Source organism: Microcoleus sp. B4-D4, from assembly GCF_036705185.1.
In the GTDB taxonomy this organism is placed as follows: Bacteria; Cyanobacteriota; Cyanobacteriia; order Cyanobacteriales; family Microcoleaceae; genus Microcoleus.
The window spans coordinates 53,093-78,741 of sequence record NZ_JAUBTX010000002.1 but is presented as its reverse complement, the minus strand read 5'-3'; the positions used below and the strand labels follow the sequence as shown (position 1 = coordinate 78,741).

The following is a 25,649-nucleotide window of genomic DNA, read 5'->3' as shown; positions in this document are numbered from 1 at the left end:
TTAGTTAATGCCTATATAATCTATTCGCTCGAAGTCGCTGCGTACTAAATCATCTAACGTCGGGCCTTTGGGCCGGAAATTAAGGCGATCGCCAGCCCTCACATTTTCGTAATATACGTAGGGAATATAGATATCTTGCTCCTCCATAAAAGCGTAAGTAAAGCGAAAGGCACTGTCAATGTCCTCAGCTTTAACCTCGCGAAAGTCAGAGAGGAATAAGAGATCCATTTCTTCCTCAAAGTACAGCATCTCTGCAAATGCACCTCTGTCGTAGCAGTTATAACCAATATAACCGCAAGTGTCGCTGCATTTGTAGTAGATGGCGCGAGTGGATAGGAACCAGGAAAGGGTGATGGCATCTCCTTCTCCAAACATAAGGGAACCGGGCTGATATTTCACTTGTTCAACGATCGTCCAAGGATGTCCTCGGAACTGAAATACAATATAGCTTTCGGCGGTAATTTCGATTTCGCGATCGTAGATATCCCGTTCCCAAACATCCGCGCGTCTCGCCCTACTAAATTTTTCCGCCACTGACTCAATAGGAGCGCGAACGAGAAGTAGATTTTGGTTTCTGTCAATTGTTTCAATACCTCGGCGCTCTTCAATAGACATAATTTTCACCATTGAGTAAAGTATGAATGAGTAGATAATAAACCTTTAATCTCTATTTAATAGCACAAAAACAGAACCAACGTAGAAATTTAACATTTAAACAGTACCAGTAATGCTAAAACACTCCTACTTAATTTCTGCTTTTTCTTCTGTCCTTATTGCGTCTCTACCTCTTTTTCAAATTGTAGCGAATGCCCAGGAAGAACCAGGGTGCTTTATACTTGATTCATCAGGTAAAGTCAACAGACTCGATCCTTTATGCAAGCGCGATGAACAGCAGAAATTAAGAAATGCTATGAAAGCTCAAGAACTTTATCAACAAGGATTCGACCTCGGTCGCAGAAGGTTGTACAAGGAAGCTGCTGAAGCTTTTACTCAAGCAATTAATATCAATCCTGACTTTGTAGAAGCTTATATGGTTCGTGCTCATACTCGAGCTGTAATTGGAGAAAAACAGGGGGGAGTTGAAGATTTTCAGAAAGCTATAGAAATCTTGAGGGCTAGAGGACAATCGCAAATGGCTGATCTGCTTTTAGTCCCATTGAATTCGCTGCAAAATGAAATTAAGGATGGACAGGAAGACCAAAGTCAATTGGAAGTTGAGGATGAGCCGGAAGCTAAATAAGCACTCGGATGATTCCAAACTAACTAAGAATCAATTTTAAAAATTTTAGTCATGCAGGACTTACGCATCAAAACCCAAGAAACCGGGTTTTTGGCAGCTTCTGCCATCTGTAATATATTCTTGCGAAAAAACCCGGTTTCTGACCACCCGCTGCGATGCTTAGAAACCGGGTTTATTTACCGTTTCGGCGGGCGAAGCGAAGAGACTCGAAAAAACCCGGTTTCTGACTACCCGTGCGTAAGTCATGTTTAAGCGTAAGCCACCGGATCTTTCAATCCCAATTCCTCAAAAGCCGCCAGCCGCAGCCGACAAGAATCGCAAACGCCGCAGGCTTTTTCCCCGCCTGCGTAGCAAGACCAAGTTTGCTCCCAAGGCACTCCCAAATTATTCCCCAATTCAATTATTTCGGTTTTTTTAAGTTCGATTAAAGGTGTGACAATCTTAATAGCTTCTCCTTCCCTTCCCTGCTTCGTTCCTAACCGAAATACTTCCTGCATTGCTTGGATGTAATCGAGGCGGCAGTCGGGATAGCCGGAATAATCTAAAGCGTTGACGCCGATGTAAATACGATCGGCTTCTAGGGTTTCTGCGTAGGCGAGGGCAAAACTGAGAAAAATCGTATTTCTAGCTGGAACGTAGGTAATGGGGATGTTTTGCGACATTTCTGCTAGGTTGCGATCGATCGGCAATTCCATCTGATTGTCCGTCAAAGCCGAACCGCCCCACAGCGTCAAGTCAAAGTTTATCACCTGATGCGCCTTAACATCCGCTGAAAGCGCGATCGCCCTTGCTGAATCCAACTCCCGCCGGTGTCTTTGCTGGTAGTCAAAGGAAATCGTGTAACATTCGCAGCCGTCGGCTTTGGCTTGATATAAAACAGTTGAGGAGTCCAGCCCTCCCGACAATAAAATAACTGCTTTCACTTAAAATAACCTCCATTAAATTAGCATTTACATTTATATCAAATTAGTTGTGAATTGACAAGTTTACAGCGATGGATTTTAACGAACCGCGAAGACGCGAAGGAAGAGAAGAGAAGAAAAATATTTGACAGTTTATGCGAGAATTGCTATAAGTTTAACTTGCTAACAAATTGTCTAGTTCCCGGTAATCTGGCAAAGTTGTATCAATTTCTTTACCTTGCCGCAAAACTGTGCGATCGCGCTGCGACCGAGATAACAATTCGCTGAAAGTTCGCGCCTTAAATAAAATCAAGTCTGCGGGTAAACTAACTCCTATTCGTCCTACATTCGGCAATCCCATTAAATCTGCTGGTGTTGTTGTGACTGTGCGCGGCCAATCTTCCCAAGGCCTGTCTAAATGGGCTATGCGGACTGACATATTAAAGACTTCTAAAACATCGTGATCTCCAAATCCGTAAAACGGATCGCGACAGTTGTCGCTAGCAACTGTGACGGGAATTCCTGCTGCTTTGAGTTCGTGCACCAGCGTCACTCCCCGCCAGCGCGGTGTACGCCCCGATTCTCTGTCTTGCAAATAAAGGTTGCACATCGGTAAGCTGACAATGCCAATATTTGCTTGCTTGACTAATGTCAAAGTTTCTGTTACTAAATCCGGCGGTTGTACGGCTAAACTGCAGCAGTGCCCGCAGATTATTTGACCGCTAAATTTATGGCGAATAGCCGTTTTTGCTACTTCCCGCAATGTTGTGGATTCTGGATCGTCGGTTTCGTCGGTGTGGAAGTCGAGGTTTAAACCGCGTTCTTGGGCTAAGCTAAATACGCGATCGAGTTGTTTGTCTAAATCCGGGTTCATGTAGGCGACTCCGCCGAGGATGCCGCCGATTTGGGCAATTTTGTCTGCTAATTTTTCGCCTGCGGGTGTCAGGTAATAGTCGAGGGAAACTAGGGAAACTGCTTGCAAAATTAGCCGATCGCTCCATTCGGCTTGCAAGGCTTCAAATACTGCTAAACTAACGGTTCCCCCATCGCCTGCGCTGTCGATGTGAGTGCGGATGGCTTTGGTGCCGTGGGCGTAGCTGCACTTGAGGCCGAATTGCATCCGCCGGTAAACATCCTCTGCATTCCAGTGTTTATCGGCGTCAGCGCGGACAGTCTCCAGCGCACTTGCAAAAGTTCCGTCGGGATTGGGCGATCGTTCCCAAATGTGGCCTTTGTCTAAATGCGCGTGCATATCCACAAAGCAAGGGAAAACTAAGCCGTTTTGCAAGTCTACAATTGGAATATCTCGAAGTTGCGATAAAGGTTCTGTATTGGTGGGGATGATTTGGGCGATCGCACCCGCTGCAATTTCCAGATCCACCGCACAAAAATTGTTCTCTGTCCCCGTTGTTGCAATTGCAGAAACTGAGGGTGCGATCGACTGTATTTCTAGCAGAGACGCGGGGACGCGAGCATTTTTGAGCAAATAATTAGATGTACTTGGCAACATTAACTTTGTGAGTTAGAATTTTATTAATAATTTAGCGATACCAGTTTTAAATATAGCAATTATTTCCAAATTTGGGAACTTTTTTATTTCTCTATTTCCATTTTACTCTCTTTTTTTCTCCTTTGCGCCCTCTGCGCCTCTGCGGTTCGTTAAGCTGTTGTGCATCTAGATTCTGTATGGTGATTGAGGGGGAGAGGGGGAGAGAGGGAGAGGGGGAGAGAGGGAGAAGATTTTTGATCGATCGTCGAAATATACAATGTTTATTTGCACAACAGCTTAAAAAAATATGATTCACACATTAAATCTAATTGCTCTAAAAGATTTCGCTAAAATTGGATAGCTCGAATCCTTCCGCAGACACAATTCTGTTGTTACAATCGATAATCGTTTAAAATTGCCATAGCCAGAGCCAAAAACAACTGTGTCACAACCCAAGCATATAGTTTTAACATCCCATCCCGACAGATCCGGTACAGAACCAATTCCCATTTGTTGGGGAGAAATCGATCCTCTCAAACGGGGGCCGGTGATTGGCAGCCTCAGCAAATCTTCTCACCGGAATGCGATCGGCACTCATTCGGGTTCCTATTCTGTTTATCGAGCGCTAGCAGTTGCTTCCGGCGCACTTCAAGCCGATCACCTGCCCGATTTTACTAACACGTCTCCGGCGGCACGCATCGGGCCTCACCCGAGTTGGGGCGATCGCAATTTGATTGTTTCTCTCGATCCCTTTGGGGGTTTGGTCAGCCAAATTTATACTTCATTTTTTCAGCAGGGATACGATATTCGCCCGACAATTGCTGTTACTAAAGCTCATATTAATATGCCGGAATTGCAAGATGCCATCGCTAAGGGGCGCGTGCAAATTGATGGCAAAATAGTCAAAGCAGGCGGCAATTTAGCGGTAACTAAAATTGCGATCGACCCCGTGTGGTATTTGCCGGGAATTGCCCGCAGGATAGGCGTGCAAGAAAGTGTTCTCCGCCGCGTTTTATTCGAGCAAACAGGCGGTATGTTCTCGGATTTGGTGACGCGGCCGGATTTACAGGTTTTCTTGCCCCCGATTGGCGGAACTACAGTTTATATTATTGGCGATGTTGCAAATATTTCTGACCCTCAGAAGCAGTTGGCGGTAAGGGTACACGATGAATGTAACGGTTCTGATGTGTTCAGTTCAGATATCTGCACTTGCCGCCCTTATTTGGTACATGGGATTGAAATTTGCATCCAAACTGCACAATCCGGCGGTTCTGGAGTAATTGTTTATTTCCGCAAGGAAGGCAGAGCTTTGGGGGAAGTTACGAAGTTTTTGGTGTACAATGCCAGAAAACGGCAGGAAGGGGGCGATCGCGCTGATGCCTATTTTACTCGTACTGAATGTGTCGCCGGAGTTCAAGATATGCGGTTTCAAGAACTCATGCCAGATGTTTTGCACTGGTTGGGCATCTCTCGAATTGACAGTTTAGTTTCTATGAGCGATCTCAAATACAATGCAATTATCAATTCTGGCATTCAAGTAGTCGATCGCATCCCCATTCCCGAAAATTGGATTCCCGCAGACGCACAAGTAGAAATCGCCGCCAAAAAAGCAGCAGGCTACTACACGCCAGACCCCGTGCCAGATGCTACAATTCTTGCAGAAGCCATCGGACGCGATTTAGGAGATTGACAGGCCAAAGACGCGAACAATCGGGCGCGAACAATCGCGTCTTTGCCAAATAAAATTTATTGCTGGTCTTTGATCGGTCAGGGTAGGTTATGGCTAATTTGCGTTCTACTGTTATCGTAAAAACAGATATTTGTGGATATACCGTCCGAGTTAAAAAATTATCTCAGTCGGAATTAAGTAATTTGTTAAACGAGCATAAAAATTTTATTTCAGATATTACTATCAGAAATGAAGGCAGCATGATTAAAGGGGAAGGTGATTCATTTTGGATGATTTTTCCCAGCGTCACAGCAGCAGCGATGGCAGCCATAGAAATGCAGCAAGAATTGAGAGCTGAACAATCTAGTAAATCGAACGATGAACGATTGGCTATTCGCGTGTCGATTACCCTAGGAGATGTCTTGCACCAAGATAAAGATATCTTTGGCGATACAGTGAATTTAACAGCGCGGATAGAATCAGTAACTCCGCCGGATGAAATATATTTGTCTCAAGCAGCATGGCTGGCGCTCAACAAAGCAGAGGTGCAAACATCTTTTGTTAACGAGTTTTCTTTGAAAGGGATGAGCGAACCTGAAAAAGTTTACAAAGTTGACCAAAGTCACAAAACGCGAATAGTCGAAAATCAAGCAATAATTAAAGCTGATTTGAGAGGTTTTATTGCATATCAAGAATCTAATTCTATCAAAGATGTTGAATATTTATTGACTAAGTTCGATAATTTTGAAAAAACAATTTGTGAAGAATACGGCGGTACAATTCGGAGTATTGTTGGTGATTCGCACTTGTTAACTTTCCAGGAAGCTCACTCAGCCCTAGCGGCAATGGAAAGTTTGTGCGAGAATTGGAAACTGTTTATTCGCGGCAATCAAATACCTTGCGGCTTGTCGGTAGGAATTACTAAAGGAAATTTGTATATATTTCGGTCTTGCACTTACGGAAAAGATATTAATATCGCCGACAGGCTGGAGGATTTAAGTAAAATAATATCTCCGGCTACTGACAAAAATTCGATGATAGTTTCCGATCAAATAAAACGCGAAGTCAGCGGCTCGAAGTGGGAGTACAAGCTGATAAAAATCGATAAAAATGCGATTTTAGATAATCTTTTAGATTACAGTCAGTTTGACTTTTTTCAAGAAAACGATGTTTATCGGTGTTTGATGGTATGAAGTTGAGCAAACTTGAACGGGAGACTGTACAATATCTGAGAACAGCGGCTGCGATTCGCCAAAAGTGCGATCGGCTTTTTAATTTAGCCTCCGAAAATAAACTACCCTACTTCCGCGTCGATTTATCCCAACTCGACAAAGCAGCAAATTATGTAATCGACACCACTCACCAACAGTATCCCGATTTTAACATTCCCTTTCACAGTCGCTGGCGGCATTTTGAAGCCGGCAACCTGCCGCGACTAGCCGAATTAGATGCAGCTTTAACAGAATTTTCACCCGTAGAACAAGCTAAGATCAAGTTTGATTTAGCAATTATCAGCGTTTTACTTGATGCCGGTGCCGGTGCAGATTGGCAGTATTGCGAACCAGAAACAGGACAAATTTACCGCCGTTCAGAAGGGTTAGCAATAGCCAGTTTTCGGATGTTTTGTCAAGGTGTTTTTTCCAGCAATCCCGATTTTCCTTTTTCTGCTGATTCGCGGGGGCTTTCTCAATTAAAACTAGAAACCTTAGCTGCGGGATTTCAGGTAAGTGGAGACAATCCGCTAGTTGGTTTAAGCGGCAGATTAGAATTGTTGCAGCGTTTGGGGAAGGCGATTTGCCAGCATCGATTATTATTTGGTAGCGAAAACCCGCGTCCCGGCAATTTGGTACAATACTTGCTCGACAATCGGGTTTCTGGAGTCAAAACTGTGAATGCTTCTGAAGTATTGAATGCTGTTTTGACAGGTTTTGAGGAGATTTGGCCGGGAAGATATGCCATTGGTGGGGTTAATTTAGGGGATGTTTGGCGGCATTCAGCTTTGGCGGGAGAAAATTTTGGAGATAACTTTGTGCCGTTTCACAAACTCTCGCAGTGGTTGACTTATTCGCTGTTGGAACCGCTGCAACAACTGGGTTTAGAAGTCGCCGGATTCGATGATTTAACGGGTTTGGCGGAGTATCGCAACGGTGGTTTGTGTTTGGATGTCGGGCTGCTGCGGGTAAAAGATGTGGCTGTTGGCGATCGTAGTTATTTGCCTGGTTCGGAAGTTATAGTGGAATGGCGATCGCTAACTGTGATTCTTTTAGATAAGATTGCCGCAACTATGCGAAAAAAGCTACATTTGAGTGCGACAGAATTGCCGCTGGTGAAGATTTTGCAAGGGGGAACTTGGGCGGCGGGGCGAAAAATTGCGGCAGAATTGAGAGTCGGTGGAGTGCCGCCAATTCAGATTGAAAGTGACGGTACTGTGTTTTAAATAAGCCGAAATTAGGACACGGCAGTATCATAAGAAATTAGGACACGGCAGTGCCGTTTCCCTACGTCAGATTAATTGTAGGGAAACGGCACTGCCGTTTCCTCTATATCATTTCGGTACAACCGGAATTGATACAATTAGAGCATTGAAAAACCCGGTTTCGTAAAGAATCCGGGTCATCAGTGTTATCTGTTTTTTAGTGTTTCTGCTTATTTGCAAGTGCGATATTTGACGTGATAAACTAAACCGCGATGAGCTAAATCGAAGGAGTCAACGGTTGCCATGCCGGCACCGCGGGCTGTCATCGCAGCATTTACTCGCATATTTACACTGTCGCCGCAGCGAGACCAAACATTAGCTACAGTAGCTAAGCTATCTCGAACGTTGTAGTTAGTTTCTCCGCTTAAATTCCGATTAAAAACTGGGCCGCGGGTTCCCGCAAAAAAGTATTCTGCTCGCAGGTTTCCTGTGGTTTTAGGAGCAATGTAGCCGCGGTAATCGGCATCGTAGATAGAAATTTGGAAGCCTTGGGGTACTTTGATAGGAATGCTCAGATTGCAGCTTTTCCGGGTTTCTGTTGAGACATTTCCTTGGGCTGCAAACTTATCAAATAGGATGGTGAGTTCTTGACCGTCGGGGCTGACGCTGACGCTGGCGGAGCGGTCTGGGCAGCCGCTACCGCCGTAGCTGGCTCCTAATATTTGAACTGCAGGATTTGCCAAGGCGGGGCTGATAGAAGCGGCCATTAATGCTGTCGCCAGCAAGAGTTTTGCAAATTTCATGGATGTTCTCCTTAAGGTTTTTTTGTTAGGACAACTCTGAAAAATTCAAGGAATATTGAGGCGATGCCTTTCTATTTAGGAGATGGCAAGCCTTTACTGAAAAGGCAGTCAGATTCTGACTGAGAGCTAGATATCTGTACCTGGCTCGGCTTTTTCGAGTAGCATTAATTTATGTATTAATGCTTGTTGTGTCCTGATACTTTCTAATATTCATTTCATTCAAAGAGTGTTCCGGAAGATTTGAGCGAATAATATTCATCGTTTTTATGAGGCTTTGTGGGGAACAAAGTTCTGATTTTTTGGTCGGCGCTGCGCTAGGAGGTATTTGTTGGACGACCAATTATATGCCTTCGCTATTGGCTGAGAAAAGATGCTTTAATTCGGGAATCATAACTGCTGGATTTGTAGTAAAAGGCTCTGTCTGCTAGTGGCGAAGGAGGAAAAGGTGACGATATTCGTATTTTCCGGCAGATTCAGAAGATGATAATTATCTTCAGAGAAACCGCAGATATCGGGCTGATGCAACACCGATTGACGCAGATAATTTCAAGGTGTTTTGCAATTTTTGCCATTCAAGTCTATTGGTTTGTACCGCGATCGCACTACTCAGGTGGCGGGCTCGTCTTTCTGTCAAAGTTCCCCTGGATATCGAACCGCGAGATGTTTTAATTGTCGATCGGATGCTGGCTGCTGGTAACTCAGCAGTGGCTGCTGTGGATCGGCTTAAAGAAGTTAATCCGAAGTCTATTAAGTTTTTGTGCTGGCTGGCTGCGCCGGAGGGAGTTGAATACCTTCATCAACAGCACTCTGACGTGCAGATTTATACGGCTGCTGTTGATGAGCGTTTGGACGATCGCAATTATATTGTACCGGGACTCGTCCCTGCGGGCGATGGCTTACACCCCGCTACGCTACGGCTTACGGCACTATTTGAATTCAATCAAATTATTTTCTGCTGTATATGCAAATACATTCATTTTAAAATAAGTTTACTAACATAAGTATTGGTTTGATTGTGCTACACAATGTAAGTTATAAAATTTTAATGTCAGGGAAAATCTATATCTAGCAATATTTGCACGGTTTTGGTGATGGAATTCATAAATTGCATTATCTATATGTATTTACTGCATTTTAGAATTAAAATTTATGCCTTTAGTGTAACTAATGGCATAAATTAGTAGATAAAATAGATCTATGATCCTAACCGCTTGCGAGCGACTAATAACATTTTTTGTAAGAGGAAAAAAGAATGGAGACTACAGTACAGAAGGAAGCCCCACATCAGCCTGCTGAGGAAGTGAAAGTTAACAGCACCAACAGTGTGGAGTTTGAGCTTTGGGCGAAAGCCGTGAAACGGCAGATGATTGCAGCACTTTCTAAAAAAGGCGCGATGTAATATCTCTGGCTTTTTTGGGCGCGAGTTGTGTAAATTGAATTAAGAAATTGCTGTCTGTATTGTTTTCCGAAATTGATAGGGATTGGGACTTAGGAGAGGGGGAACAGAAAGCCTTTTCCTGATTCCTGATTCCTAGTTTGGGAGGCACGGGTGGCAGGAAACCGGGTTTTTTTGCGGAAATACTTCTGTTGCGATCGACAGAAATGGTAAAAAAACCTGATTTCTTCCTGTTATCTCATGTCCGGTCAATTACCACAACAAAAACGGTTCGTGTTGCGGACTAAAGTCCGCAAAAAAGAGCGGACTTTAGTCCGCACTACGAACCACATCTTTACGAACCACATCTTAATTATTGTCAATCGACTGGACATGATATCAAGAGTGTGTCCGGGACTGTTTCCCTGCAGAATGCTTGTTGCCGGATTACGATCGCTTGTCAACCGCGGCCAGCAAGCGCAGACTTCCGTCTTGAATCTGCACCGCTTTCACCGTTCCGACAGCGACTCTTTGTTGACCGTTAGCCATCGCTACCTCAATTTTTATCTTGGGGTCAGCCTGCAAGCCCAACCGCCCCCAAAGCCATTTGATTTGAGTATCGGGAAAAGAGCGCACTTCTACATCTGGAAAGGGCGAATTAACCCAGCGGATACCGTCGTAAAAACTCGCTACTTGCACCTGATACCAAACTTGTTCAGAGGTCAATTTTAACTCGCTTTTGGCTTCGGGTTCCAGCCAGTCAGCGGGGTTGACATTGTTAATTAATGTAGCAGAACCCATAATTTGACTTTTGTGGTCTTCTAAAGTTTGGGCGAGAGAAACTGCTTCATCAAGTTTGTTGACCAAATTCCGAATTCGACTTCTAGTTTCGCTGTCGGTATCTGATTGCTGGTCGAGCCAATTCATTGCTTCGCGAGTTCCGTCTTGAGAGGCTACAATCAGAGCGCCCCAAGCCTTGGCATCGCCGTCAGCGGCATTGATTCTCAAGGCGGCATCTACGCGGTTCATAATTCGCCCGCCGTCATTTTTGAGGGTTGTGGCAATTTCGTGACTGTTGCTGGGATCGGCTTCAAATACTTGCAAAGCTTCACTCCAGCGGCCGTCGATCAATTCTGCGAGCACTTGTTGGCCGGGACTGGCCCAAGATGCGATCGCCTGAGCACGAGTAATTTTAGCGTGAAATTCGATCGTTTCTAGTTGAGCTTGCGCGAGTGCGGGCCAATTTTTGCCGGCTTTACCCTTAGCAATACGCATGACATTTAATCCTGGAGACCACAGCCCGCTGTTGGCGAGCCGCAGCCCGTTTTTGTAAGTCTGATCGTTGAAGGCAAATTCTTCTAAAGAAATCGGAGTTAACTGAACTGGGTTCGGCACAAATTTGCGCGGGCCAATTTGATAAAGGGTAAATTGCGGCTCTAAACCAACTGTTTGGTCGATCGCCAATTGCGGATTTGAACCCTTCACAATTTGCTGCCAATTCGGCGGTTGTCCGGCCGCACTCACCCAATCCAACAGCGAGATTAAATGATTTTGGCTGGGGTTGTAGCGAATGACTTGTCCGTAGGGAATTTTCTTGTCGCCGCGCACCAGTTTACCGCTGACATTAAACCAAATACCTTCGGCGGGGGGCTTGCCGTCAAAGCGGCGCAGTTCTGTTAGGGGTAGCGACTGATTGGAGGCTTGATTGTCGGACTGGGAGTCAGCTAAAGAAGCAATCACAAAAGATTCGGCAGGGCCTTCTACACTCACAGAACTTGCTAACTGAAAATACTGCTCTTTATCGGAATCGCGATCGGGAAGCTGCACCCGCTTGTACACCCGAAGTTCAACAATTTGACGGCAAGGATTTTTGCAAACAGTAGAAGCATTAACTGTCCTTTCTACCATCACCGGCAACAGCAAATCGGCAAAAGAATTATCTGCAGATTTCTCGACGGGAAGCGGTAGGGGTTCGCCGGTTATGAAGCCCAATTTGCGGATGCTGGCTTTGATTTGAGCCAGAGTTTGGATGGAATCTCTGCTACCGGTAGGCAGGCGCGACCATCCAGGGACAAACTGAGAGACCAACCTGTTACCGTTGGGATCGACAATTAGCTGGTAACTCAGCCAAGCGCCGCCTCCCATCAAAGCGGAACAGCCGCACAAGATGCCGAGGGCTGTCAAATTAGCTACGAGTCTTTTCCAGGGATATCTGGCGCGAGTTGGGGAAGGAAGTAGGGGAAGCTGGGAGTCTTGAAGTTTTTTGGGGCGACGATTGCGGCGGCGTCTTGTCGGAGGAGGAGGAGCAACTTTTGAATTTTCTGGGGGTTTGACTCGGCGTTTCGAGGGGTTAATTTTGTGTTCCATCGTCCGTCCAATTTTAGAATTTAGATTTTAGAATTTCGAGTTTAAAGTTGCAATAGTCGATCGTACTGCCGACCTATGATATCCCAGGTGTATTGACTTTCAACGAGGGCGCGCGCGCTTTCGGACAACTCCTGCCGCTGTTGCTGATTTTCAAACAAACTGGTAATCGCCTCAACATACTCCTGAACTTTGTTCGCCCGCAAGGCCCTTGTCGGTTGTGCGCCGCCACCGAGGGCTAAACCCTCCAAACCTCGCTCGCTCGCCACCACGGGAGTTCCCGCAGCCATCGCCTCCAAAGTTTTATTTTTAATCCCGAAACCAATCCTCATCGGCACCACACAAACTGCAGCCTGATGCAAATATTCTGCCACCCTTTGCACCCGACCTACTACTTGAATTCCTTGGAGTTTCCCCAAGGCGAGCACTTCCGGGACTGGCGAAGCCCCGACTAGAGTGAGGGTAGCATCGGGATATCGCTGCTGCAAGGAAGGCAATATTTGCAAACTGAGAAATCTGGCGGCGTCAATATTGGGCAAATTGTTCATTGCGCCTGCAAAGATTAAGGTGTGTCCTCCCGGATCGATCGACCGGTACGGAAATTCTGTCAAATCCACACCGTTAGGAATGACATCAATCGGAGGCACAAAAAAATCTGGTTTTTCTCCGAGTCTTCCCGCTGGCGACAGCAATTCTAGGAGTTGCTGCTTGTCTGTGGATGTGGTGGCGACAATGCGGGAAAATTTGGCACAGTAGCGTCTTTCGTAGCGGGCGAGTAGCGGCAAATTTAGTCGATCGCGCAGAGGTTTTTGGGAAGTGCTGGTGATTAACATTTCCCTACAAGTTCCCCAAACCGAACTGTGAATATTGACCACTGTCAGCAGTTTTTGTCGCCATTCTGGACGCACGTAAATCTCGTTAACGCTGTGTTCGCAGGTAACAGCATCGCATTTCCCTGCAGCTACCAAATCGTCAGCCCAATTCTGCATTGCTTGAGAGTAGCTTGAGAGCACGTTTGGAGGTGTCCCGAATAACACAAATTGACCGAATCTGTGGAATTTTCCGAGTATTTCAGAGAACCCCCCCTCAGTCCCCCCCTTGTTAAGGGGGGGAGGCAAGAAGCCCTCCTCAAGCCCCTGATTGAGTCTTAGCCCTCCCTTTGCAAGGGGAAATTGGGGGGGTGCAATGGGAGGCAATAATCCTTCCTCAAGCCCCTGATTGAGTCTTAGCCCCCCCTTAGCAAGGGGGGGTTGGGGGGGTATCTGCGGGTGGGGAAAAACTGCTAATTCTGTCACTTGCCCTCGCAATGCGTCGATTTGTGCGTCGGTGACATCGGGCGATCGCACAGTGCCGAGAATTACATCATGCCGCCGGCTCAAGTATTGTAATAAATTAAAAGTCCTTACCTGAGTTCCTCCGCGGCTTGGCGGGTAGGGAAAAGTCGAGGAAAGCATCAAAATTTGCATGGGATATTGGATAAATCAAATTGCCGCTGTCGCGATAAGATTGACGGATAAAACTTTTTTAACAATCTTCTCACTATGGACGAATTATCTATCAAAGCGCTGCTCCAAGACTTAAAAAATTCCGAAGAAAGCGTGCGCGATCGGGCAACTACAGAACTCTGGCGGACTTGGTTTAACCAGAAGGGTGATTATGGGATGCAAATTCTCAGGCGATCGCAAGTTTCGCTAAGTGCCGGCGATGTTCGCCACGCTTTGGATTTGCTGACGAAACTGATTGCTCAATCGCCCGATTTTGCTGAAGCTTGGAATCGGCGCGCCGTACTTCACTATACCCAAGGAAATTATAAAAAGTCGATTCACGATTGCGAAATTGTCCTCAAATTGAACCCGGTACATTTTGGGGCGCTGCACGGTCTTGGTTTGTGCTACGCTGCCCTAGGAGAATACACGAGTGCTATTGGAGCTTTTCGCCGCGCTTTGGAAATTCAACCCTTCGCTTTGGTGAATCAAAAGTTAATTCTTGAATGTACGGCTCGTTTGAGTTAAAGAAGGAAGAAGGAAGTTCGGCAACGGATTATGTAACGGATGTAACGGATGTAAGTCAGAAGGAAGAAGGAAGAAGGAAGAAGGAAGAAGTCATTAGTCATTGGGCGGAGCGAAGCGGAGGGATTGGCCCGCGCAGGGCATTGGCCAAACAGGGCATTGGCCAAACAGGGCATCAGGAAGACTTTAATTTGGGGCAGTCTAAAGTTTAAAATTTCAGCTCTAAAATCTAAAATCTAAAATCTAAAATGGTTTTTGTTTGTGCCGAAAATTAGCGTTTGCATTCCTACTTGCAATCGAGTGCATTTGCTGGCTAGTGCGATCGCCAGCGTGTTAGATCAAACTTATACAGATTTTGAATTAATTGTCTGCGATGACGGCTCGACTGACAGCACTCCGCTGTTAATGTCAGAATTTGTAGGGCCAGGAATTCGCTACATTCGTCACCCGCAGAATATCGGTAAAAGTAATAATATGCGATCGGGCTTTGCGGCGGCAAGGGGCGAATATTTTATCAAATTTGACGATGACGATCGCCTGAGAGCGCAATTTCTGGAGCGGACATCTGCTATTTTAGATAAAGACCCCAGCATTGATTTTGTCAGTACCGACCATTGGGCGATCGACATTCACAACAATATTGACGAAACCGAGACTAAACTGAATTCGCAGCAGTGGGGGCGCACCGATTTGTCGGCTGGAATTATTGAAGATTTGCTCTCGACAGTTTTTCTGAGACAGAGTTTGCAAATAGGGGCAACTTTGTTTCGTCGCGGCGCGCTGGAAGAAGTCGGATTTCTGCGGCCGAATTGGCAAAATTGCGAAGATAACGATTTGTTTGTGAGACTTGCGATTGCGGGCAAAAAGTGCTATTACTTGCCGGAGCTGTTGATGGAGTATCGATTTCACGCAGGACAGCAAGGAGTCGATCGGGCAATTCCATATTTAAGTGATAAATTGCGCTATTTGACCAGTTACGAGTTTGAGTCGGAGAAGTTGGAAACAGTCAGGCTCAAAAGGATTGCAGAAACTCAATTAGCGTTAGGTTTGCGGCTGATTGAGGTGGGTGAAACTGCAAAAGGGCGCCTGATGGTGCGAGCTGGAAAGTCTGTTTCTGCGGCGAAAATGTGGGCGGGTTTGGGATTGTCGTTGCTGCCGGTGGAGTTGCGTCCTAGGGCGTTTGAGTTTGTGCGGGAGTTGATAAAATAACCATCAATAAGAGTTATTACTAATTATTATCACAATAAAATAATATATATTAATTTTACTTATAGCAAGGAGTATAGTCTGGCCTTGAGATTTGCTCCGATTTGGCTCGATGGAGAACTTCCCGGGGATCGTTGAGAGAGTCGGCAAAAAATAAAAATTCGATCGGACACGTTTTACATTAAATTAAGAAATTAAGAAATACTGAAAAATTAAGTATTTACGAGTTTGACATCGATCGGGCACGAGTACAGACCTTTCCTTGGGTCTGCCCTGCTGGTGCTATCTGTCATGCCATTCGGGAAAACTTTGACCCTGAGACTCGGTGAATAGCTCAAAGTCAGCATTGTTAAATTTTGTCTAGTTTATTAATGCACCACTCATGTCAATAACTAATCAGATTCGTTTTAATAATCTCAAGGGCGACATCTTCGGCGGTGTCACGGCTGCCATCGTCTCGCTGCCCCTGGCCCTCGCCTTCGGGGTCGCTTCTGGAATCGGGCCGATCGGGGGGCTGTACGGTGCCATTTGCGTTGGCTTCTTTGCGGCGCTGTTTGGTGGCACCCCAACACTGATTTCTGAACCCACGGGGCCGATGACCGTGGTGATGACTGCGATCGTCGCATCCCTCACCGCCAGCAATCCCGAACAAGGGCTAGCAATGGCGTTTACCGTTGTGATGCTGGCGGGGTTATTTCAAATCATCTTTGGTATTTTCAAGCTAGGGAAATACGTCACCCTGATGCCCTACAGCGTGATTTCCGGCTTTATGTCGGGAATTGGCGTGATTTTGATCATTCTGCAAATTGCACCGTTTCTGGGTCAAGCCCCGCCCAAAGGCGGTGTTTTGGGCACTTTTTTAGCAATTCCGCAGTTGCTAGGGAACATAAATCCGCCGGAAGCAATTCTGGGTGCCTTGACGGTGGCAATTATTTTCCTGATGCCCAAACAGGTGAAGAAAATCGTGCCCCCGCAATTGATAGCGCTGATTGTCGGTACGGTAATTTCCATGACTGTGTTTCAGGGCGCGGATATTCGCCGGATTGGCGAAATTCCGGTGGGACTGCCCCCCTTGCAATTGCCGACTTTTTCCGCCGGTCAAATCACGGTGATGTTTGTGGATGCGGTGATGCTGGGGATGCTGGGCTGTATCGATACCTTGCTGACAGCGGTGGTGGCGGACAGTCTAACGCGGACCGAGCACAAGTCCGATAAGGAGTTGATCGGTCAAGGGATTGGCAACATCATATCGGGGATCTGCGGTGGCTTACCGGGCGCCGGGGCAACGATGGGAACTGTGGTCAATATCCAAACAGGCGCGACTTCGGCGTTGTCGGGTTTAACTCGCGCGTTGGTGTTGCTGGTGGTGGTTTTGGGGGCGGCGAGGTTAACTGAACCGATTCCGATGGCGGTGTTGGCGGGGATTGCGCTGAAGGTTGGGATTGATATTCTTGACTGGAGTTTCCTGAAACGATCGCACAAAGTATCTGTTAAAGGTTCCCTGATCATGTACGGGGTGCTGTTTTTGACTGTGTTTGTGGATCTGATTGTGGCGGTGGGTGTGGGCGTCTTTATTGCCAATATCCTGACTATCGAACGGTTGAGTAGTTTGCAGTCTGCGGGAGTGAAGCTGATTTCCGACACGGATGATGAGGTGCTCATCAGTGAGGAGGAGAAGCAACTCTTGGATCGGGGCAGGGGGCGCGTGTTGCTGTTCTGTTTGAGCGGCCCGATGATTTTTGGTTTGTCGAAGGCGATCGCCCGCGAACACAATGCTATGAAGGATGCGGATGCTTTGGTGATGGATTTGACTGAGGTGCCGATGCTGGGAGTGACGGCTTCGCTGGCGATCGAAAATGCGATTCGCGATGCCAGCGATAAGGGTTTGCAGGTTTACATTGTCGGTGCCAGCGAGAAAATTCAGCAGCGCTTGCAGAAGTTGGGATTGTTGGATCTGATCGCGCCAGAGCATGTCATGAGCGATCGTACCGCAGCCTTGCGACAAGCGGTCGCTGTGGCTGACAAGAAAGGAATTCCCTTGGGAGTGCCGGCGTAACAAGGCGCGAATTCGCCAAAATAGTAGTGGTTTAGCAGGAGTGTCCGTTTCTCCTGCTATTTCTATGGCTCGATAGCCCCTTTCCTATCGTTTCCGGTTGCATCAGTATTGTTCAAGTATCCAAACAGTCAGTTGTCCCGCCGAAAGCATAATTTTAGTCAACAGCCAACAGTCAACAGTCAACTGTCAACAATCATCTCGCTCGTGTGTGCAGAAATTATCCGAATGATATAGCGGGTAGCCACGGAATATCTGTAACGCCTGGGTCGTAGCCAAGTTGTTTGAGCAGTGTGGTAATTTGCCCTCTATGGTGAGTTTGATGATTAAACATATGTGTCACCAAAACCCAAGTCGGTAGCACGCGGCATTTACCATCTACATTGCTTGTGTACTCAAACGGTTGACTCAACCAGTCAGAATTAAGGTGTCTAGACCATTCTATAATTTGCCGATCCGTTGTCTCCCGTTCTGCTCTCAAAACCTCAAATTCAGCATACAGTTCTTGCCCGATAACAGTTACCGAAAATGGATGAAGAGTGAAACGACCCATCCATGCTTTGTCACCATAAAGTAAGTGATTCAAAGTGCCATGAATCGACTTGAAAAAAGCACCCATATCCTGTTTGCGCTGTTCATCAGGAATTGCCGAGCATACAGAATATATTTTTTGGTTCATCCAGCAATTGTACTCAGCCATTAGCTGGTAGTAGCTACCGTCGTACATACTCAAAACTTAACTACATAGTTGGAACAACTTACATTATACAAATAGGTCTTTCACAATACTCCTGAGTCTAATTGGTCTAGATAAATAAATTCAGGAGCTTTAACTCCCGCTTCCTCTCTAATTTTAACCAGTGCAGGCGACTCAAAGAACGCCCTAGCATCTGCGATTGATGTCCACGCGGAGAAATGAACAATTTTGTTTGGTTCATTGTCATACTTCAAGACTTGATACGATCGCTCGCCAGCTTCTTTTCGGATGCTTTCGGCATTATCAAATACCTTTTTCCAAGCTTCATAATTTTCTACTTCATGAATGATTAATACATATTGCATAGCAATCAGGTTCTCTGAGCCTCTCAAAACTTCAAACGACTAATTTGATTAGACTAACTCACTTTGTCTCCAAAGCCTACCACAGGAGAGCGAGTAAATTATACCGTAGTGACGGTAGAAAATCCTGCCAACACCGAACAGAGCGATCGCGCTTTCCACTAAAGTAGTAAACAGTGCCTGATGTAAATAAGTGTTTCCTAAATATCGTGTCTATATTTTCTGAAATTCCGACTGTGTGGCTGCAAATTTCCCTCGTGGGAGTCTGGCTGGGCTTGATTTTACTGGTAGCTGAGGGATTAAATCGCTTTACTTCTGTCGATGCTGAGGTATCGCGGAAGGTGGTTCACATCGGTACTGGGAATGTGATTTTGCTGGCTTGGTGGCTGGAAATACCCGGTTGGGTGGGGATTTCGGCGGGAATTTTAGCGGCGGCGATCGCCCTAATTTCTTACCAAGTTCCGATTTTACCCAGTCTCAACAGCATCAACCGCAAGAGTTTGGGGACTTTTTTCTATGCTGTTAGTATCAGCGTTCTTGTAGCTTGGTTTTGGCCGCTGCAACATCAGGAATACGCTGCTTTGGGCATTTTAGTGATGACTTGGGGCGACGGATTGGCTGCTGTCATCGGCCAGAAATACGGCAAACATATTTATCGAGTTTGGGGAATGCAGAAGAGTTGGGAAGGTTCTGCAACTATGTATTTGGTGAGTTTTGCTGTTACCAGTTTGATTTTGCTGGCGGTTCAAGGAAATGTTGGGCAAACTTGGGCGGTGTCTGCCGTTGTGGCTTTTGTTGCTGCTAGTTTAGAATCGGTTTCTAAGTGGGGAATTGATAATTTGACGGTGCCGATCGGCAGTGCTGCGATCGCCTTTTTCCTGAATCAGTTTTGGGTAATTGGTAATTGATAGGTTGGGTAGAACGAAGTGAAACCCAACCTACAATTAGTATTAACAGTTAACAGTCAACAGTCAACAGTTAATTGTTAACTGTTGACTGTTGACTGTTAAACAGAATGCCTTTCCCTGCATCGCTAGAAACTCCCCGATCGGCTGCTCATTTTTCCCATTTAGAACCTTTGGGTGGCGTACCTTCAAAAGGCTGAACGCCAGTGTTGGGATAATCGTCATCGCTGCGTCTAAATATCCGCGAGGCTGCTTCCGAAACGTAACGCATTGCGTTTACAACATATTTATAAAGATTCATAAAATCCGCCTCTCTTTGGCTTGGGATACTTTTAGATTACTCTTATTTTTTGCCTTTGGATCGCTTTAGCAATATTTGTTCTAATTACTTATTAGTCTGCAACTATCGAAGCAAGCTGAAGATGATGAAACTAGCTATTTTGGATGAAATGAGGAACGGCTAAACAAACAGAATTTCCATACCCCCACAGCACTTTTAGCAGCCTGGGATCTAATACTCACAATCCTGGACGCGGGCGGGGCCTTCAACCCGGTTTCTGCGTCAATATCTCTCGATTAGATGCAGGATTTTTCTCAGAAGCCGGGTTTTTCGGGTTAGTCCTAAATGAGTTATTTTTATTAATTCTACCATAATACTCCGCGCCCCCTACACATAAACAAGCATTTTAGCGTCCAAAAACCGAAATGTTTATACTGCGCCATGCCAGGTTTATCAAAAATTTACAAAAATATATGGTGTTAGTCACTATAATTAAATAAAGAAGCTTGTCCGGGGTTTGACCATGAAAACTGCCACTGAGAGCCTGTACCTCAAAAATTTTGAGGAAATCCAAGAAGACCAAGAATTGACTGTTTCCTCAGCAGATTACAGCCTTTTAACCGATCTCTACCAGCTAACGATGGCCGCTTGTTACGTTGGGGAAGGGCTCGACGGGCGGGCCGCGAGTTTTGAGTTGTTCGCGCGCAGGCTGCCAGAGAATTTTGGCTACGCGATCGCGATGGGTTTGGCTCAAGTTATCGACTATCTGGAGAAATTTCGGTTTTCTCCGGCGCAAATTCAGGCTTTGCAGTCCACTGGGATTTTTGCAGGTGCGCCGGAGCGATTTTGGACTCTACTTGCCACAGCCCGCTTTACTGGGGATGTTTGGGCAGTGCCGGAGGGGACGGCGGTGTTTGCCAATGAGCCGCTGCTGCGAATTGAGGCTCCTCTGTGGCAGGCTCAGTTGGTGGAAACTTATTTGTTGAATGCGATAAATTATCAAACTTTGATTGCGACGCGGGCTGCGCGGCTGCGGGATGTGGCGGGCCCGGATGCTAAGTTGCTGGAATTCGGGACGCGCAGGGCTTTTGGGCCTCAAGCTGCTGTGTGGGCGGCTAGGGCGGCTCTGGCTGCTGGGTTCGACGGAACTTCTAATGTTTTGGCTGCTTTGAAGTTGGGCCGCAAACCTGTAGGTACTATGGCTCATGCTTTGGTAATGGCTGTGGCAGCCCTCGAAGGTAGCGAAGAGGAGGCGTTTGCAGCTTTTCACCGCTGTTTTCCGGGGGCACCGCTGCTGATCGATACTTATAATACTGTGGCAGCGGCGCGGATCTTGGCCGATCGAGTAAACAGCGGTGAAATGCAGTTGGAAGGCGTGCGGCTGGATTCGGGTGATTTGGCGGTGCTGTCTCGGGAAGTGCGATCGATCCTTCCGGGCGTTCCAATTTTTGCTAGCGGCGATTTGGACGATCGAGAAATTGCTAAATTAAAAAGTGCGGGCGCTTGCATTGACGGTTACGGTTTGGGAACCAAGTTGGTGAGCGGTTCGCCTGTGAACGGTGTTTATAAGTTGGTGGAAATTGACGGAATTCCGGTGATGAAAGAGGCAAGTGGCAAGGTAACATATCCAGGTAGAAAGCAAATTTTTAGACATATTGAAAATGGGCAAATTCTCGGAGATTGTTTGGGATTGTCCGGCGAAACTATTAACAATTGCGATTCTTATGTACCATTAATGGAGTTGGTTGTCAAGGATGGGAAACGAGTGCAGAACCAGGAAAGTTTGGAGGAGATCGCCAAACGAACTGCTGCTTCTGTCGCCAGTCTTCGAGCCGAAACTCGGCAAATTGACAACCCGATTTCGCCGACGGTGGAAATTTCTACAGATTTGCAGAGTCTCACTCAAAAAACGAAAAAGATTCAGTAGTCAGTAGTCATTAGTCATTAGTCATTAGTCAACATTTAACAGTCAACAGTCAACAGTCAACACTCAACACTCAACAATTCCCCATTCCCAATTACCAATTACCAATTACCGATTCCCTATGCAGAAGATTGCTCTTTTTGGAACCAGTGCCGATCCGCCTACAGCGGGACACAAAACTATCCTAAATTGGCTTTCCCAAAATTTTGATTGGGTAGCAGTTTGGGCGTCGGACAATCCTTTTAAGTCGCACCAAACTTCTCTAGAACACCGATCGGCAATGCTGCTGTTAATCATTCAAGAAATTAATTCGCCGAGACACAATCTTTGCTTGCATCCCGAACTCAGCAGTCCTCGGACTGTGGAAACTGTGGAACAAGCAAGATTGCTGTGGCCGGATGCAGAGTTGACTCTGGTAATAGGTTCGGATTTGGTGGGACAACTGCCTCGCTGGTACAAATTTGAAGAATTGTTAACACAAGTGGAGTTGCTGATCGTACCGCGGCCTGGTTATCCGTCAGAACAGTTAGATTTGTGGCAGTTGAGGCGCAGCGGTGCAGAAGTGGCGATCGCATCTTTGAATGCTCCCAATGTTTCTTCTACCTCCTATCGCGAAACAGGAGACACCGAAGCCCTAACTCCGACCATTGAAGATTACATCAATCGGGAGCATTTGTACGCATGGCACGAGGCACAAAAAAGAGAGAAAGTTGCTCATTAGCTGACTTTAAAGTAGGAGTAGATAATGTGATTTTCTCCGTCGATACCGTGCAGAACCGCTTGTTGGTGCTGTTGGTAATGCGGCAAGACGAACCCTTTATCGACTGTTGGAGTCTTCCCGGTACTTTGGTGCGACACGGAGAGTCTCTCGAACAAGCAGCTTACCGAATTTTGTCTGAAAAAATCCGGGTTAAAAATTTGTATTTGGAGCAACTGTATACTTTTGGAGAAGCGGGGCGCGATCCTCGGGAATTTACCAGGGGCGATCGCTATCTTTCGGTGAGTTATTTTGCTTTGGTTCGGTTTGAAGAAGCTGAATTAATTGCTGGGAGTGTAGTTGCCGGTGTCAGCCACCGCGTCGGCGGCATTGCTTGGTATCCCGTCCAACAAGTTCCTAAGCTAGCTTTCGATCACAATCAAATTCTCGAATACGGATACCGGCGACTGCGTAACAAACTTGAATACAGTCCCGTAGCTTTTGAAGTTTTGCCGGAGCTTTTTACCTTGAGCGATTTGTATCAACTCTATACTACTATTTTAGGAGAAAATTTTTCGGATTATTCTAATTTTAGAGCTAGATTGTTGAAATTGGGTTTTTTATGCGACACCAAAGTTAAAGTTTCGCGGGGGGCTGGCCGCCCTGCTAGTTTGTACCGCTTTGATGCGGCAGCTTTTGCTCCTTTCAAAAATAAGCCACTGGTGTTTATCTAAATATTTCTTGGATGACAAAGCCCAAAAACGACAGCCCCCTACTTATAGCCTTTTTCAAAAAGGTGAGAAGTATTTGTATGGTGTGTCGCTATCCAAAATTATGCCGTTCGTAATGCGGGCGACCGTCCGCACTGCGAACCTTTAGGAACCTTGCTGATTGCGGTCAATCGAACGGACAGGATATTACTTATCGGGAAGAATAAACGAGCCTAACAATTGTTTTGTTCCGCGAGTTTTGAAAAATGATATTAAGTAGTGGAAAGCCCAATTTTCAATTCTTGTTCAATGTCCCAGATTCATCTATGGAATCAATCTAAAATTCTTCAATCTAAAATCTAAAATAGACTGACATTCGGGGATCGATTTAGTAAGATAAGAATAGAAGCTATGAAGGAGTGACGGTGATGAAAGACCCTGATGAATGCGCCAATATTCACGAAGTGCGGGAGGAAATCGATATCATCGATCGAGAAGTGATCGACGCTTTGAGCAAGAGATTTAAATACGTCATCGCAGCAGCAAGGTTCAAAACGAGTGAAGCTAACGTTAGAGCAGCCGATCGCTTTCATGATATGTTACAGCAGCGGCGCGAGTGGGCTAAAGAATCGGGTTTGAACCCTGATGTGGTAGAAAATATTTACCGCGATTTGGTAAATTATTATATTGAAGAAGAGTTGAAAAATTACAAGTCTGACTAATGCTTCCCTAAATTCACATCTAGAACTATTAGGAAATTGAGTCCGCGCCGGCGGACTGTCAGCAATATTTATGAGGTGAATTGGTAATATGAAAATTGCGATCGCACAACTCAACCCTACTATTGGTGATATCTTGGGCAACTCCAATCTAATTCTGGAGTGTGCGAAAAAAGCCAGGGTGGAAGGTGCAAATTTATTGCTAACACCGGAACTTTCTCTGATTGGTTATCCGCCGCGCGATTTATTGATCGAACCGAGTTTTATTGCAGCCGCCGGCGCACAGTTGCACCAACTGGCGCGGAATTTGCCGCCGGATTTGACCGTGATAGTCGGTACTGTCGTACCTAATGCTCATGCTGTTCAATTAGGCGGAAAAGCATTGTTTAATAGCGCTGTTTTGTTGCAAGATGGTGCTATTAAACAAGTTTTTCATAAACGCTTGTTGCCTACTTATGATGTATTTGATGAAGATAGATATTTTGAACCGGGAGAAAGTAGCAATTACTTTACTGTTGGCGAATTGAAAATTGGCGTGACAATTTGTGAAGATTTGTGGAACGATCGGGAGTTTTGGGGTAAACGCAGTTACTCGGGCGATCCGATTGCTGATTTGGCAAAAATGGAGGTGGATTTGGTGGTGAATTTGTCGGCATCGCCATATTCTGTCGGGAAGCGGAAAGTGCGATCGGCGATGTTACAGCATAGTGTCATTCGCTGGGGAATACCGATTGTTTACGCTAATCAGGTAGGGGGAAATGATGATATTATTTTTGATGGCAGCAGTTTGGCGGTGAATCGAAAGGGTGATTTGATTCAGGTGTTGAATTCTTTTGAAACGGATTTTGCCGTGCTGGAATATGACGAAAAAAAACAAGATTTAATTAGCAGCGGGAAGGGGCAAAATTCCAGTTTTGCAACTGATTTAAGTTTCGATCCGCCCTTGGAAGATCCAGAAATTTGGGCTGCTTTGGTTTTGGGAGTGCGAGATTATGTTCGCAAGTGCGGTTTTTCTAAGGTTGTACTCGGTTTGAGCGGCGGGATAGATTCGGCTTTGGTGGCGGCGATCGCCTGTTGCGCGATCGGGCCGGAAAATGTGCTGGGGGTATTAATGCCTTCTCCTTACAGTTCGGATCATTCGGTTAATGATGCTTTGGAATTAGCCCGAAATCTGGGTATGGCGATCGAACTGTTGCCGATCGGCGACTTGATGAAATCCTACGATCGCACTCTCGCCGATTTGTTTGTCAATACAACTTTCGGGATTGCTGAGGAAAATATTCAATCCCGGATTCGAGGTAATCTGTTGATGGCAATTTCTAATAAGTTCGGACATTTGCTGCTTTCCACTGGTAATAAATCAGAAATGTCGGTGGGTTACTGCACTCTCTACGGCGATATGAATGGCGGATTGGCGGTAATTTCTGACGTGCAGAAAAGTCAAGTTTATTCGCTTTGTCGGTGGCTGAATGCTGGCGGATATGCAGGAAAAGTGCCTCCGTCTCCTTCCCCTAGCAAGGAGATAATTCCGGTTAATATTATTAGTAAAGCCCCTAGTGCTGAACTGAAACCTGGACAAGTTGACCGAGATTCTTTGCCGGATTATGATATTTTGGATGATATCTTGCAGCGATCGATCGAATATCACCAATCTGTCTCAGAAATTGTGGCGGCGGGACACGATGCAGCGGTGGTTAAATTTGTAGTAAAATTAGTCAGGCAATCGGAGTTTAAACGGCGACAAGCAGCCCCTGGCTTGAAAATTAGCGATCGAGCTTTTGGTACCGGTTGGCGAATGCCGATCGCCAAAGCTTCCTTTTATTAAAGCC

25 protein-coding genes are annotated in these 25,649 nt (G+C 46.0%); 16 read left to right on the top strand and 9 right to left on the bottom strand.

Features of this window, described 5'->3' with window-relative positions; translation table 11 throughout:
* The gene (locus QUB13_RS02090) at nt 1-615 is read right to left on the bottom strand and encodes a hypothetical protein (protein ID WP_333378412.1); all 615 of its coding nucleotides are present in this window, start codon (nt 613-615) and stop codon (nt 1-3) included.
* A gap of 112 nt (nt 616-727) precedes the next feature.
* Between QUB13_RS02090 and QUB13_RS02085 the strand changes: the two genes are divergently transcribed.
* Nucleotides 728-1,240, top strand: coding sequence for a hypothetical protein (locus tag QUB13_RS02085; RefSeq protein WP_333378409.1), 513 nt, complete (start codon nt 728-730; stop codon nt 1,238-1,240).
* Nucleotides 1,241-1,488: 248 nt separating this feature from the next.
* Here the strand turns inward: QUB13_RS02085 and queC are convergent, their stop codons facing one another.
* Both queC and QUB13_RS02075 read right to left on the bottom strand, forming a co-directional pair.
* Nucleotides 1,489-2,163, bottom strand: coding sequence for a 7-cyano-7-deazaguanine synthase QueC (gene queC / locus QUB13_RS02080; RefSeq protein WP_333378406.1), 675 nt, complete (start codon nt 2,161-2,163; stop codon nt 1,489-1,491).
* A 154-nt stretch (nt 2,164-2,317) separates the two neighbouring features.
* A complete protein-coding gene (locus QUB13_RS02075; RefSeq protein WP_333378404.1) occupies nt 2,318-3,652 on the bottom strand; it encodes a cytosine deaminase in 1,335 nt (444 codons plus the stop codon).
* A gap of 421 nt (nt 3,653-4,073) precedes the next feature.
* Here QUB13_RS02075 and QUB13_RS02070 point away from each other — a divergent pair, with 421 nt between their 5' ends.
* The 3 genes from QUB13_RS02070 to QUB13_RS02060 all read left to right on the top strand — a co-directional run bounded on the left by QUB13_RS02070 (nt 4,074) and on the right by QUB13_RS02060 (nt 7,737).
* Nucleotides 4,074-5,321, top strand: coding sequence for a GTP cyclohydrolase II (locus tag QUB13_RS02070; RefSeq protein ID WP_333113627.1), 1,248 nt, complete (start codon nt 4,074-4,076; stop codon nt 5,319-5,321).
* Nucleotides 5,322-5,410: 89 nt separating this feature from the next.
* The gene (locus tag QUB13_RS02065) at nt 5,411-6,493 is read left to right on the top strand and encodes an adenylate/guanylate cyclase domain-containing protein (RefSeq protein WP_333378400.1); all 1,083 of its coding nucleotides are present in this window, start codon (nt 5,411-5,413) and stop codon (nt 6,491-6,493) included.
* Nucleotides 6,490-7,737, top strand: coding sequence for a URC4/urg3 family protein (locus QUB13_RS02060; protein WP_333378397.1), 1,248 nt, complete (start codon nt 6,490-6,492; stop codon nt 7,735-7,737). Before QUB13_RS02065 ends, QUB13_RS02060 begins: the two co-directional genes overlap by 4 nt.
* A gap of 209 nt (nt 7,738-7,946) precedes the next feature.
* On the opposite strand, the gene QUB13_RS02055 is transcribed toward QUB13_RS02060, so the two are convergent.
* Entirely contained in the window at nt 7,947-8,519 is a 573-nt protein-coding gene (locus QUB13_RS02055) for a DUF4360 domain-containing protein (RefSeq protein ID WP_194067689.1), read from the bottom strand.
* Nucleotides 8,520-9,100: 581 nt separating this feature from the next.
* Here QUB13_RS02055 and QUB13_RS02050 point away from each other — a divergent pair.
* Together QUB13_RS02050 and QUB13_RS02045 are read left to right on the top strand one after the other, a co-directional pair.
* On the top strand, nt 9,101-9,520 hold the full coding sequence (locus QUB13_RS02050; RefSeq protein ID WP_333378394.1) for a uracil phosphoribosyltransferase: 420 nt from the start codon (nt 9,101-9,103) through the stop codon (nt 9,518-9,520).
* Between the two features lie 251 nt (nt 9,521-9,771).
* The gene (locus QUB13_RS02045; protein WP_333378392.1) at nt 9,772-9,918 is read left to right on the top strand and encodes a hypothetical protein; all 147 of its coding nucleotides are present in this window, start codon (nt 9,772-9,774) and stop codon (nt 9,916-9,918) included.
* 423 nt (nt 9,919-10,341) lie between these two features.
* On the opposite strand, the gene QUB13_RS02040 is transcribed toward QUB13_RS02045, so the two are convergent.
* A complete protein-coding gene (locus QUB13_RS02040) occupies nt 10,342-12,261 on the bottom strand; it encodes a hypothetical protein (RefSeq protein WP_333378390.1) in 1,920 nt (639 codons plus the stop codon).
* 41 nt (nt 12,262-12,302) lie between these two features.
* A complete protein-coding gene (locus QUB13_RS02035) occupies nt 12,303-13,724 on the bottom strand; it encodes a glycosyltransferase family 4 protein (RefSeq protein WP_333378387.1) in 1,422 nt (473 codons plus the stop codon).
* A gap of 75 nt (nt 13,725-13,799) precedes the next feature.
* On the opposite strand from QUB13_RS02035, the gene QUB13_RS02030 reads away from it, so the two are divergent.
* From QUB13_RS02030 to bicA, 4 genes are all read left to right on the top strand, one after another.
* Nucleotides 13,800-14,270, top strand: a complete 471-nt coding sequence (locus QUB13_RS02030) for a tetratricopeptide repeat protein (RefSeq protein WP_194013113.1) — start codon at nt 13,800-13,802, stop codon at nt 14,268-14,270.
* Entirely contained in the window at nt 14,249-14,479 is a 231-nt protein-coding gene (locus QUB13_RS02025; RefSeq protein ID WP_333378384.1) for a hypothetical protein, read from the top strand. Before QUB13_RS02030 ends, QUB13_RS02025 begins: the two co-directional genes overlap by 22 nt.
* 49 nt (nt 14,480-14,528) lie before the next feature.
* Nucleotides 14,529-15,476: a glycosyltransferase family 2 protein gene (locus tag QUB13_RS02020; protein ID WP_333378381.1), complete on the top strand. Its 948-nt coding sequence runs from the start codon at nt 14,529-14,531 to the stop codon at nt 15,474-15,476.
* A 379-nt stretch (nt 15,477-15,855) separates the two neighbouring features.
* Entirely contained in the window at nt 15,856-17,529 is a 1,674-nt protein-coding gene (gene bicA / locus QUB13_RS02015) for a bicarbonate transporter BicA (protein ID WP_333378378.1), read from the top strand.
* Between the two features lie 217 nt (nt 17,530-17,746).
* On the opposite strand, the gene QUB13_RS02010 is transcribed toward bicA, so the two are convergent.
* Nucleotides 17,747-18,253, bottom strand: coding sequence for a DinB family protein (locus QUB13_RS02010; protein ID WP_333378375.1), 507 nt, complete (start codon nt 18,251-18,253; stop codon nt 17,747-17,749).
* A gap of 53 nt (nt 18,254-18,306) precedes the next feature.
* Nucleotides 18,307-18,588, bottom strand: coding sequence for a putative quinol monooxygenase (locus QUB13_RS02005; RefSeq protein ID WP_333378373.1), 282 nt, complete (start codon nt 18,586-18,588; stop codon nt 18,307-18,309).
* A gap of 206 nt (nt 18,589-18,794) precedes the next feature.
* Between QUB13_RS02005 and QUB13_RS02000 the strand changes: the two genes are divergently transcribed.
* On the top strand, nt 18,795-19,493 hold the full coding sequence (locus tag QUB13_RS02000; RefSeq protein WP_333378371.1) for a diacylglycerol/polyprenol kinase family protein: 699 nt from the start codon (nt 18,795-18,797) through the stop codon (nt 19,491-19,493).
* Between the two features lie 148 nt (nt 19,494-19,641).
* On the opposite strand, the gene QUB13_RS01995 is transcribed toward QUB13_RS02000, so the two are convergent.
* A complete protein-coding gene (locus QUB13_RS01995) occupies nt 19,642-19,791 on the bottom strand; it encodes an isochorismate synthase (RefSeq protein WP_333378368.1) in 150 nt (49 codons plus the stop codon).
* Between the two features lie 502 nt (nt 19,792-20,293).
* Here QUB13_RS01995 and QUB13_RS01990 point away from each other — a divergent pair.
* The 5 genes from QUB13_RS01990 to QUB13_RS01970 all read left to right on the top strand — a co-directional run bounded on the left by QUB13_RS01990 (nt 20,294) and on the right by QUB13_RS01970 (nt 25,645).
* Nucleotides 20,294-21,697 (top strand): nicotinate phosphoribosyltransferase, encoded by a 1,404-nt coding sequence (locus tag QUB13_RS01990; RefSeq protein WP_333378365.1) that lies wholly within the window; start codon nt 20,294-20,296, stop codon nt 21,695-21,697.
* A 118-nt stretch (nt 21,698-21,815) separates the two neighbouring features.
* Complete coding sequence (locus QUB13_RS01985) at nt 21,816-22,415, top strand: nicotinate-nucleotide adenylyltransferase (protein ID WP_333378362.1); 600 nt, start codon at nt 21,816-21,818, stop codon at nt 22,413-22,415.
* Nucleotides 22,376-23,125, top strand: a complete 750-nt coding sequence (locus tag QUB13_RS01980) for an NUDIX hydrolase (RefSeq protein WP_194013067.1) — start codon at nt 22,376-22,378, stop codon at nt 23,123-23,125. Before QUB13_RS01985 ends, QUB13_RS01980 begins: the two co-directional genes overlap by 40 nt.
* Before the next feature lie 404 nt (nt 23,126-23,529).
* The gene (locus tag QUB13_RS01975; RefSeq protein WP_333378359.1) at nt 23,530-23,823 is read left to right on the top strand and encodes an isochorismate lyase; all 294 of its coding nucleotides are present in this window, start codon (nt 23,530-23,532) and stop codon (nt 23,821-23,823) included.
* Nucleotides 23,824-23,911: 88 nt separating this feature from the next.
* Nucleotides 23,912-25,645 carry an NAD+ synthase gene (locus QUB13_RS01970; RefSeq protein WP_333378357.1) on the top strand — a complete coding sequence of 578 codons (1,734 nt, stop codon included), beginning with the start codon at nt 23,912-23,914 and terminating at the stop codon, nt 25,643-25,645.
* Nucleotides 25,646-25,649: the final 4 nt, after the last annotated feature.